8 protein-coding genes and 1 pseudogene are annotated in these 10,794 nt (G+C 38.3%); 4 read left to right on the plus strand and 5 right to left on the minus strand.

Annotated elements, in window-relative coordinates:
* Nucleotides 1-71: 71 nt before the first annotated feature.
* The 4 genes from IBX42_RS09375 to IBX42_RS09390 all read left to right on the plus strand — a co-directional run bounded on the left by IBX42_RS09375 (nt 72) and on the right by IBX42_RS09390 (nt 6,352).
* Nucleotides 72-1,271: a hypothetical protein gene (locus tag IBX42_RS09375; protein ID WP_294932168.1), complete on the plus strand. Its 1,200-nt coding sequence runs from the start codon at nt 72-74 to the stop codon at nt 1,269-1,271.
* Nucleotides 1,272-1,285: 14 nt separating this feature from the next.
* Complete coding sequence (locus IBX42_RS09380; protein WP_294932171.1) at nt 1,286-2,164, plus strand: mechanosensitive ion channel domain-containing protein; 879 nt, start codon at nt 1,286-1,288, stop codon at nt 2,162-2,164.
* Between the two features lie 23 nt (nt 2,165-2,187).
* Nucleotides 2,188-3,243, plus strand: coding sequence for a nicotinate-nucleotide--dimethylbenzimidazole phosphoribosyltransferase (locus IBX42_RS09385; protein WP_294932174.1), 1,056 nt, complete (start codon nt 2,188-2,190; stop codon nt 3,241-3,243).
* 91 nt (nt 3,244-3,334) lie between these two features.
* Nucleotides 3,335-6,352, plus strand: a complete 3,018-nt coding sequence (locus IBX42_RS09390; protein ID WP_294932177.1) for an EAL domain-containing protein — start codon at nt 3,335-3,337, stop codon at nt 6,350-6,352.
* Between the two features lie 5 nt (nt 6,353-6,357).
* On the opposite strand, the gene IBX42_RS09395 is transcribed toward IBX42_RS09390, so the two are convergent.
* The 5 genes and pseudogenes from IBX42_RS09395 to IBX42_RS09415 all read right to left on the minus strand — a co-directional run.
* Complete coding sequence (locus IBX42_RS09395; RefSeq protein WP_294932180.1) at nt 6,358-6,564, minus strand: hypothetical protein; 207 nt, start codon at nt 6,562-6,564, stop codon at nt 6,358-6,360.
* Nucleotides 6,561-8,315 carry a Na/Pi symporter gene (locus IBX42_RS09400; RefSeq protein ID WP_294932183.1) on the minus strand — a complete coding sequence of 585 codons (1,755 nt, stop codon included), beginning with the start codon at nt 8,313-8,315 and terminating at the stop codon, nt 6,561-6,563. Before IBX42_RS09400 ends, IBX42_RS09395 begins: the two co-directional genes overlap by 4 nt.
* A gap of 113 nt (nt 8,316-8,428) precedes the next feature.
* Nucleotides 8,429-9,430: a virulence RhuM family protein gene (locus tag IBX42_RS09405; protein ID WP_294932186.1), complete on the minus strand. Its 1,002-nt coding sequence runs from the start codon at nt 9,428-9,430 to the stop codon at nt 8,429-8,431.
* Complete coding sequence (locus IBX42_RS09410) at nt 9,431-10,432, minus strand: virulence protein RhuM/Fic/DOC family protein (RefSeq protein WP_294932189.1); 1,002 nt, start codon at nt 10,430-10,432, stop codon at nt 9,431-9,433.
* A gap of 142 nt (nt 10,433-10,574) precedes the next feature.
* Nucleotides 10,575-10,794: pseudogene (locus IBX42_RS09415) on the minus strand (hypothetical protein); the annotation flags it as partial.

Raw genomic sequence — 10,794 nt, forward strand, 5'->3', positions numbered from 1 at the left:
ATTTGTCCCTGCCACTAAAACGGACGCGTTCGTTTTAGTGCGTAACATCAGTTAAGAAGCAAGGTCGGGAGATGGACACCATTTTAAAATTTTTAAAAAACAAGATTGAGTGGTTTAAAAAAGTTTTAGGCGTAGTAGATAAAAAAGTGCTTATCTCCTTTGAGCTTTCCGAATTTATGCAAGAGACCGAGTCCGCGCTACAAAATATCCCACAAAACTACAAAAGGCTTTATGAGCTTCATCCTGCCGAAATGCAATTTTTTGTAGATAGAGAGAAAGGGATAGGTGCGCTTCAAAAATCTTTTACGAACTGGGCGAAAAACCGTTTTGTCACATGTGCAATAATCGGCGAAAAGGGATGCGGGATTAGCTCAATGCTCAACTCATTCCTTTCCGACATCCCTTATACCGACATAATAAGAGATGAGTTGCATGAGAAGATATTTACAAAAGAGGACTATTTTAAGTACTTCAACACTCTGCTAAAGACCGAAAATATAGCTACAAACAAAGAGCTTATCGATTTTTTAAACAATACCCAAAGCGCAAAAATCATAATTTTAGAGAATCTACATCATATGTTTTTAAAAAAAGTGGGTGGATTTGAGAGCATCAAGATGCTTTTTGAACTTATCTCCTACACGACAAAAAAGGTGCTTTGGATTGGAGTTTTTACTCCAGAGACATGGAATTTTCTTGCTAAAACAATCTCCATCTCAAACTATTTTACGAGCGAAATTTTTATAGAACCGCTAAGCCATGAGAACATAAAAGAGACAATTTCTAAAAGAAATGAGTATGAAAATCTAAAAACAGAGTTTCTTCCAAAAGAGGAGAACCTTAAAGGCATGGCACTTGAGAAGCTTGGGGATGAGCAGAAGCAGATTTTTTTGAGTGAGAAGTTTTTTAAACAGCTACATAAACTCTCAAACGGAAACATCTCTCTTGCCATGCTCTACTGGGTACGTGCGATTGAGAAGATAGAGGAGAATATAATTTATATTAAAGGGATAGACAACGTTGATCATTCATTTGTTAAAAATCTCTCCTCCGAAGCTCTTTTTGCGCTTCAAGCGCTCATCCTCCATGACGGACTTGATTTGCATGACTTCTCTATCGTGATGAATGCACCACATGAGGAGTGCCGTAAGATGCTGATGCCGATGCTTGAGAAGGGTTTGCTTATCCAGCCGCATAAAAAGTACAACATCAATCCCGCTATCTATCAGCAGGTACATGACCATCTCTCATCTAAAAATTTTATCCACTAAAACGGAGCGCTGATATGAAATTTATAACTCTCTTATTTTTTACCTTTTTTGTACAGATACTATGCGCTGCAGATGCCTTGATAGAAGATAGCGAAGTAAAAGTTGTCCCTATAGATTTTTTTGTAATATTTTCTCTCTCAAAAATTCTTTGGACGCTACTCTTTTTTGTTATCGCTTACACATTTATAACTCTTTTAACAAAAATATTTGAGTTTTTTGCGCAAAAGAGCGCTAGAGCCAGAATACCTATAAAAGGGTTTATCCCAGTCCTTAGAATCGCTCTTTGGACACTCTTTGTTATAGCAATTATAAAGATGATATATAACCCTCCAAAAGAGATTCTTCTTACTACCCTAGCCTCTGTTGCAATTGCTGTCGGTTTTGCTACGCAGGATCTGCTCAAAAATATATTCGGCGGTATTATGCTTCTTTTTGACCGTCCTTTTAAAGTAGGCGACAAGATAAAAGTGGGCGAAAATTACGGCGAAGTGATAAATATCGGTTTGCGGGCGACACGGATTGTGACCTCTTATGATTCAATGGTTGTGGTTCCAAATATGGAGCTTATGAACACGCATGTCTCAAACAGCAATACGGGCGAACTCTACTGCCAAGTAGTCGCAAAAGTTATGCTCCCCATCGATGCTCCCATGGACAAAATCCGTAAAATTGCCATTGAAGCAGCGCAAGTTTCAAGATATATCTATCTCAACAAACCCATTGAAGTACTCTTTACAAACAAGATCTATCAACGCAAATCTTTTTTAGAGATGGAAATAAAAGCATATGTCATGGATATTCGTTATGAGTTTGAGTTTAAGAGCGATATGACGGAGATAGTTATAAAAGAGCTTTTTGCTCAAGGCATAATCAACAAAGATGATCTAGGCTAAACAAATTTTACAAAAAGAAAAACATGAAAACATACAACATTTTCACAAACAAGCCAGATACGTTGCCAAGCGGCAAAGCGGATTTTTTACTAGCATCTTCGGTTACAAAAACATGCGAGATAGAGGGCATAACACAAGCCGGAATCCCCAGGATGATACCGCTCACTCCTACGCTTGATGCGGAGTTTATAGTAAATGGAAAAGTCTACTCTTTGGGCGAGCTTGCTGAGACCCCGACAGGTGTGCCTACTCCTGCTATTATCACAAGAGCGGTGCATAACCTAACTCCCTTTAGCGCGGTAGAGATTTTAGATTTGGGAGTTAGTAAGACTCCTCAAAACTCTACATGTCACCATTTTGGCATAGAACCCTCAGGGTCGATAGCTTCAGGAGCAGAAATAGATGCAAAAACTATTTTTCAAAAAGGCTTCAAAGCGGGAGAGAGCTACGAACTCAGAGGGAACTATCTTATTTTGGGCGAGAGCACTCCAGGCGGAACGACGACTGCCTCCGCAACTGCCGCTGCACTCGGTTATGATTGCAGAGAGAAGTTCTCTTCAAGCTTTTGCAATGTGCCTAATAACATAAAAGGCGAGACGATAAACAAGGCGCTATCACTTATAAACGACGAGATGAGCAACTTTGAGAAGCTCTCACATGTAAGCGACAATATGCTTCTGTTTTGCGCCGGTTTTATTATGAGTGCTTCAAGAAGATTTCACATTGTCCTAGGAGGCGGAACACAGATGGCGGCGTGTCTGCTTATAGCCGACAAACTTAGAGAAGATGTTCTGATGAGAGTAAAACATGAAAATATCACTATTGCTACTACTTTATGGGTAGCAAAGGACGAAAACTCGGATATAGCTCATATACTATCGCTTCTTAGCTACAAACCGCACGCCCTCTACACAACCTTTTCATTTGAAAAAGCAACCATTCCTGTACTTAAAAAATATGATGAGGGAGAAGCGAAAGAGGGTGTGGGCGCGGGAGCAGCCATGGCATATGCAGCTTCAACAAACATAGAGAGAAGCAGACTTTTAGAGGAGATAGAGTACATTATTTACTCTATATAGGTATCACATAAGTATCACAAAAATAAAATATGCTACAATATCTTAAATTTCTATTTGCTTTGGCAAATTAAGGCGCAAGGAACTCTAATAGATGAAACTAGATTTAAAAGCGAGACTTCTTTTCTTAATAATGGTTCCGCTATTTTTCGTAATACTGTTGTCATCATTAATTTTATTTGAAATATATAACGATAAAAAAAATCTTGAGTTTACAAAACATCATATACTTGAAGCAGAAGCAATATCTAAAGTAATCCATTATATGCAGATAGAGAGGGGGATTACCTCGGGGCTTATTGCAAGCAAAAATTTAGACCAAAATGATGAAAAATTACTGGAGGCAAAAGAGAAGCTCAATAAGGCGATTGAGTATGCAAAAAATGTAATATCACAGTGCGCCGTATGCAGAAACAATGCCGACACGTTATCACGTTTTGACAAAATCAAACTAAGAAACAACGGTACCCTTCTTAATCTCTCGACAGCTGATGCAAGAGCTTACTACACAAAAAACATCTCATTTTTTCTTGATTTAATAAAGTTTACTCCGACGCAGATGGATGATAAAGAGAATAGAAACTATATTCAGGCGTATAGCTATCTTATATCTGCCAAAGAAGCTTTGGGACAAACGAGAGCTATCTTAGTAGAGCTCTTTACGAGCAAAGAGTACTTAGATGAACCTTTTACGGCATTTAAAGAGAACTTGAGAGTATATGCTCTTGAGAGTAAAAACTTTAAGAGTGCGGCACCGATGGATATGCTTAATTTTTACTATGATGTCTACAGAGGTAAGGCGGTTGATGAAACATTTAACATGATAGACCTTGCCGTTAAAAAGAGATATGAGGTCGATTTGGGAGTAGAGCCTTCATACTGGTTTGAAAAATCTACACAAACCATAAATCTTCTAAAAAAAGTGGAAGATGAAATATTTAGCGACGTAAAAATTCTTATAAATGACAAGCTGGACTTTGCCTCATACAAACTTATAGCTCTTCTTACATTTTTGATTGTATCCGCTATTATTGTCACAATCTTAATGATACTCATTGTCAGAAAAATTCTATTTTCTACCGACAGCCTAGAGAGAGAGTATGACAACTCTCAAGCTCTTTTAGAGCAGTATAAATCAACCGTGGACGGAAGTTTCATAGTCTCAAAAACAGACCCCGATGGGGTAATTACCTACGTCAATGATGAATTCTGCAAACTTAGCGGCTACTCAAAAGAGGAGCTTATCGGAAAGACACATAGTATCATGAGACATCCCGATATGTCAAAAGAGATCTTCACAGATATGTGGCACACCATAAAAGATTTAAAAAAGCCGTGGGTCGGAGATATGAAAAATCTCTCAAAAGATGGCTCCGTTCACTGGCTAAGAGCGATTATAAACCCCATTTTAGACAGTGACGGCAATGTTGTAGAGTATATAGGGATGAGAACAGACATTACGCAGCAAAAAGAGATAACAAGATATTTTGAAAACCAGTTAAAAATCTCTACAAAAAACTTTGACTTCTCCATACACCTCTCTAAAGAGTATGAAAAAGCAATAGACTCAAGCGCTATTCTCTCAAGAGTAGACAAATATGGAAATATTACCTATGCAAACGATAAGTTTTTAGAGATAAGCGGCTACTCTCTAGATGAACTTGTCGGAAAAAGCCAAAGTGCCATGGGTCAATGCGAGGCTGCCAAAGAGGAGTCCGGCGATGTTTGGCAAGAGGTTTCCAGCGGTAAAATCTGGCACGGCATAATAAGAAACAAAACAAAATCAGGAAAAGATTTTTGGGCAAAAACCACGATAGTGCCTATCAAAGACTTAAACAATGAAATCATAGAGTATCTTGTCATAAAATTTGACATAACCGAGATTGTTGAGCAGAGAAAAGAGTTTGAGAGAGTTGCTAAAACAGACTCTCTAACGGGATGCGGAAATAGATTTAGATTAAACTATGACATGCAGGAGCTTGAAAATATATCGGTAGCGGTTTTCAATATAGACAACTTCAGACAGATCAACGACTTCTACGGGCACCAGTTTGGGGACTTGATCATCAAATCCACTGCAAACAAGATATATGACCTATTTTTACAAGATGATAACTTTAGATTTTACAGACTTCAAGGCGACGAATTTGTTGCCATAGCCATAGACTACTCAAAAGAGCTCTTGATTGAAAAGGTCAAAAAGATACTCGCAACAATAAAAGAGAAATTTACCATAGAAGATGAAGAGATGCTCATATCTTGCACCTGCGGTATCTCTTTTGAAGACAAAGAGCACCTCCTCTCAACCGCAAACATGGCACTTAAAGTTGCTAAAAAAAGCAATGTCGACTTCTTGGTTTATAGCGAAGAGATATCTTTGAACCGCCAATATGAAAGTAATATTATCTGGACAAAAAAGCTCTCAAATGCGCTTAAAGAGAAAAATATCATTACCTACTATCAGCCGATTGTTAACAACTCAAGTCTCTCTTATGAAAAATATGAGTGTTTAGTAAGAATGATAGACAGCAAGAAGATTATACCTCCATACTTTTTTCTCGATGTTGCAAAGCAGACTAGACAGTACTTTGATATTACTAAAACCGTTGTTTATCAAGCGTTTGAGATGTTTAAAGAAAAAGATGTTGAGTTCTCCATAAATCTCTCCATTCTTGATATGCTTGAGCCTGATGTCTCTAAGTATATTCTCTCTATGCTAGAGAAGTACGACATTGGCTCAAGAGTCGTCTTTGAGATAGTCGAGTCTGAATATATGGAGAATTTCGAGGGTGTTATGAGCTTTATAGGCGAGGTCAAAAAATATAACTGCAAGATTGCCATAGATGATTTTGGAACCGGTTATAGCAACTTTGAGTATCTTATAAAACTAAAAGCGGACTATCTAAAAATTGACGGCTCGATTATAAAAAATATAGACAAGGACGAGAACGCATTTTTGGTTGTATCGACCATCGTTGAATTTTCAAAGAAGTTGGGCATGAAAACCATTGCAGAGTATGTAGAGAGTGAAGAGATATTTAAAATTGTAAAAGAGTTAGGCATAGACTACTCTCAAGGTTACTACTTCTCTGAGCCAAAAAAAGATCTCTAAGCAGGCTAAACCCTCTCAAGAAGTTTCTTCAAAATGTAGAGCTTGGCTTTTAGATTCTGAGCCTCCTCGTCATCTTGAGCACCCTTTATCTCTTTTTTCGTCTGCTCTATCTTCTCATAAAGTTTCTCTTTTAGCTTTTCCTGCTTTTTCTCATCGTTTATCTCGCTGAAAAAGAGCTTCTCTATCCCTTCAATTACTTTATCTATCTTCATTCTTTTGCTCCTAATATTCTGATGTCTATATCTTTTATCCACAAGATTGTAGCAACTTGGATTAATTTTTGTGTTACGTCGTATGCAAATGCACTGTCATTAATAAGCGATGTCGCCATCTTGGAGTCAATCTTCTTCTCTCGGATGAGCGTATCAATCCTGCTGTTTTTTATGTTATCTAGCGCCTTTGTGCTCTCTTTTAAAAGCTCAATGGTAGATATAACATCCAAATCATCGTCATGCTCTTTTAGCTTCTCTATAGCATCTATGGTCTTTGCGATGTACACTCTTAAGTTGTCGTACTCCTCTTTAATATAGGGATTTTTTGACTTGGAGTAGTAAAAGATGTTTTTTTGCAAATCTCTCATATTTTTAAGAGCCTCTACTATCTCGCGTGAAGCAAGCTTTAGACCGTAAACCCTGTTTTGATCCTCTTCATTCATGTTCTCCTGAGAAAGAGTTGCATAGTGGATGATATCGCCGTAAAGCGACTTAATCTTGCTTGCATAGAACTCGCTTACATCAGTATTTATGCTTATGTCAGAATTTCTTACCACCCCCTCTATATCTTTGCTCCCTATGAACTCGTGACGGTGCAAAAACATGGAGTGTGAAATCGCCTCAATAGCGCTGCCGTAGAGGTGGATTATCTCTTTTTTTATAGACTCAATCGCCGCATCAGGCACGTTAATGACAACATCATCAAGATAGAGGGGCTTTAGCGCATAGATATTTACCTCTATAAAAAGCGTCTCTAAGTACTTCACAAGTCTATGGGTAAAGGGAGATACCAGCATGACGCCGATAAGATTGAAGATAGTGTGAAAAAGCGCAAGCTTCATGGCATAATCATCATCTGCAATGCCGACTTTTAAAGCCAAAAATGTCGTCAAATCACTAAGCGGGTAGAGGAAGAGTATAGCCACGGATGCCGTTATGATGTTGAAAATAAAGTGTGCAACCGCGACTCTTTTGCCGTTTGAGTTTGATGAGATGGCGCCAAGAACAGCCGTTATCGTAGTACCGACATTTGCACCGATTGCCAGCTCAATCGCATTGATATATACAATCTGGTTTGTTGCAAGAGCGGTTATAATCAGTGCCATTGTCGCGCTGCTTGACTGCATAATAACTGTTGCCGCTATACCAAGCGAGATATATACCAACGCTCCCAAATAGCCCTCAACTGCAAACTTTGACATATCGAGCGTCTTTTGCAGAACCTCAAAACCGTCTTTCATGTAATCGATACCAAGAAAAATAAATCCCAGTCCAAGAAGTATCTTTCCCACCCCCTGATAACTCTTGCTCTGGGCAAACTTAAGTACCGCTCCAAAGATAATCATCGGCATTGCATAGGTTGCTATGTCTATCTTTACGCCAAATGACGAGACTATCCACGACGTCGTTGTCGAGCCGATATTTGAACCGAAAATCACCCCGATTGCGCCGCTTAGCGTAATAAGCTCCGCACTTAAAAATGAGATGATGATGACCGAGACCAAAGAGGAGCTCTGCATAATGGCAGTTGCGATAAACCCTGTGCCTATCGCCTTTGGCAGAGTATCGGTGCTGACTTGCAGAGCCTTCTCAAGCACGCCTCCGCTAAAAAGTTTAAAGCCATCCTCCATAAAAAGCATACCGACCAGAAATATAGCAACACCGGCAATGATAATCTTATAGTCGTCGCTGTAAAAGACTACAAATGCAAGAGAAAGTAAAAAAAACTGAAAATAGTACTTTTTAAACATCAACGACCTTGGATGATATGAGTGTGATTTAACATACTACTATCTTTTGTTTTAAATTTGCTTTTTTATGCTTTTGTATTTACTAAGGTCTGAAGATATATTATTTTCCATTGCTATTTTTTGCGTTGTAGTTCTAAAAGTTGTTTGTCAAAATCACTCAAATATTCTCTATCTTGAGCAACTCTATATTTTTCATACTCATCCAAAGCTAGCGCAACGGCTACTTCATGAGAGATTTTGCCTTTGTGTTCTAATACTTCTTTTTCATTGAACCGTAAAAAAGCATCAAGTTTTGCCACCCAATCTTTCATGTACATTACTTGTTTGTTTTTGGCCTGAAACTCGGCATAGTCAAGATACATCGTTACGATTCGATTGAAAAAGTCTAACTCTTCTAACGAGAGGTAATTTTTGGTTACCGCCACATCGGCTCTTCTGATTTTTCCATGGGGTGAATTCTTCCAACTTGTAAGCCCCATGTTTTGCTTATTGCTACCCGCTCTGTTATAAATTATTTCAGCGGCTGTTTCACCAACTATTGCGAAGTGGAGCTTATTTTGCACGGTTGCAAAAAACTCCTTACTTATCTCATGATTTGGGTCATAATCGCTACTACACTGTGCATAAATATCGGTGATTTTTTGATAAAGTCGTCGCTCACTACTTCGTACATCTCGGATTCTCTCTAACTGTTCATCAAAATAATCTTTACCAAATATCTGCCTCGGGTCTTTAAGCCGCTCATCATCCATCATAAAACCTTTGATGATAAACTCTTTGAGATGCTGTGTCGCCCACTGACGAAACCGTGTCCCTTGAAGTGATTTAACTCTATAGCCTACGGAGATAATGACATCAAGATTGTAAAAGTTAGTAGGTTTTTTAGCAAATTCGGAAATTCCGAATTTCTTCATAGTATCTAACTCTTCAAGCTCATTTTCTTCATATATATTTTTTATATGCTCATTTATTGTTGAGCGACTTTTTCCAAAAAGCCCTGCTATCTGTTCCTGTGTAAGCCATACCGTTTCATCTTGTACAAGCACATCTACCTTGATTTTTCCATTTTCAGCTTTGTAGAGTAAAAATTGTGTTGGTTGGAGTTGTTTATCCATCTATTCCCCCAAGATATTTACTATCAGGTTTATCACGGTTTCTTTTTGTTGCGGGTCGCTTTTGGCAGTCATGAGTGAAAGTGCCACAAGTGCGTTATCGTTGATTTTTAACTCGCCGCTACTTTTATAAAGCATATTGTTTTTAGACAAAAAGAGAATAAACATAAAAGCACCGATGCGTTTATTGCCGTCATTAAAAGGATGCCCTTTGATGATGTAGTAGAGCAGATTTGCCGCTTTCTCTTCTACGCTAGGGAGCAAATCGACACCGCCAAATGTTTGGTAAATGTTTCGCACCATACCGCCGAACTCTCCCGCCTTTTCATGTCCAAAAAGTTCAGTAGCTTCGCCTTTTCTCATAAGCTCACTTTTTAGTTGCGCAATAGCCTCTTTTGCCTCATCAAAATCCAAAACAAACTTTGCTTCTTTTGGTTCGATGTTTACATGTAAAGAGTCTTCATCATACCCTTGCAAAAGTGACCAGGTACGAGAGTAGCCCAGTATAACATCCAACAGCCCTTTTGCTTCATGAAGCTCAAGCTCACTTTGTGAGATAGTATTTTGCAGGAGTGATATAGTCTGATTTAACTCTTTGAGTCCTTTTTGTTCTAACCTTTTTTGGTTAATAGCATAGCCGTTTACGAGATACTCTTTTAGGACTTTTGTTGCCCAGACTCTAAAGCTTGTGGCTCTTTTGGAGTTTACTCTATAGCCTAAAGAGATAATCATATCAAGGTTATAAAAGTCAATCTCCCTTACGACTTCTCTCTCCCCCTCTTTTTGAACTGTTGCATTTTTTGCAACAGTTGAGTTTTTATCGAGTTCGCCTTCTTTAAAAATATTTCTTATATGTCTTGAGATAACAGATTTATCCCTATCAAAAAGCAATTCCATCTGCTTCTGACTCAGCCACACGGTATCGTTTTCAAGCGATACATCAAGCTTTATCTCTCCGTTTATATCTTTGTAGATGATTATGTCTGACTTGATTTGATTATTCATTGTCTTTTTCCTTATGTTTCATTTATACACTTAAAAATCAAATAATTACAAACATATTAGCAAGAAAAATAAAGAGTGGTGAAATTTATGACTATTTGTCATGTAATTTTCTTTTCATTTTCACATACCAAGCAATCAACCCTCAATGCTGATGTTCAGCCTTAAGCAACTCTTCTGCAGCCTCATCCGAGAGCTGTTCTATCTCCAAAATCTTGCCGCTTGCTACAAGCGGGATGCCTGCTAGTTCATGATTTGCGTTTAGAATTGCGTGCATTTCGTCTATACTCTCAACGACATAAACAACACTTTCCTCTTCGCCGTCAAGTTCTGCACCTACATGAATATCCTCAGGCAAATCTTTG

It is taken from the genome of Sulfurimonas sp., from assembly GCF_014859695.1.
Classification (GTDB): domain Bacteria; phylum Campylobacterota; class Campylobacteria; order Campylobacterales; family Sulfurimonadaceae; genus Sulfurimonas.

Bases quoted from the DNA above. Each gene is read 5' to 3' on its own strand.
- IBX42_RS09375 (WP_294932168.1), top strand. From the start codon at position 72: ATGGACACCATTTTAAAATTTTTAAAAAACAAGATTGAGTGGTTTAAA.
- IBX42_RS09380 (WP_294932171.1), top strand. From the start codon at position 1,286: ATGAAATTTATAACTCTCTTATTTTTTACCTTTTTTGTACAGATACTA.
- IBX42_RS09385 (WP_294932174.1), top strand. From the start codon at position 2,188: ATGAAAACATACAACATTTTCACAAACAAGCCAGATACGTTGCCAAGC.
- IBX42_RS09390 (WP_294932177.1), top strand. From the start codon at position 3,335: ATGAAACTAGATTTAAAAGCGAGACTTCTTTTCTTAATAATGGTTCCG.
- IBX42_RS09395 (WP_294932180.1), bottom strand. From the start codon at position 6,564: ATGAAGATAGATAAAGTAATTGAAGGGATAGAGAAGCTCTTTTTCAGC.
- IBX42_RS09400 (WP_294932183.1), bottom strand. From the start codon at position 8,315: ATGTTTAAAAAGTACTATTTTCAGTTTTTTTTACTTTCTCTTGCATTT.
- IBX42_RS09405 (WP_294932186.1), bottom strand. From the start codon at position 9,430: ATGGATAAACAACTCCAACCAACACAATTTTTACTCTACAAAGCTGAA.
- IBX42_RS09410 (WP_294932189.1), bottom strand. From the start codon at position 10,432: ATGAATAATCAAATCAAGTCAGACATAATCATCTACAAAGATATAAAC.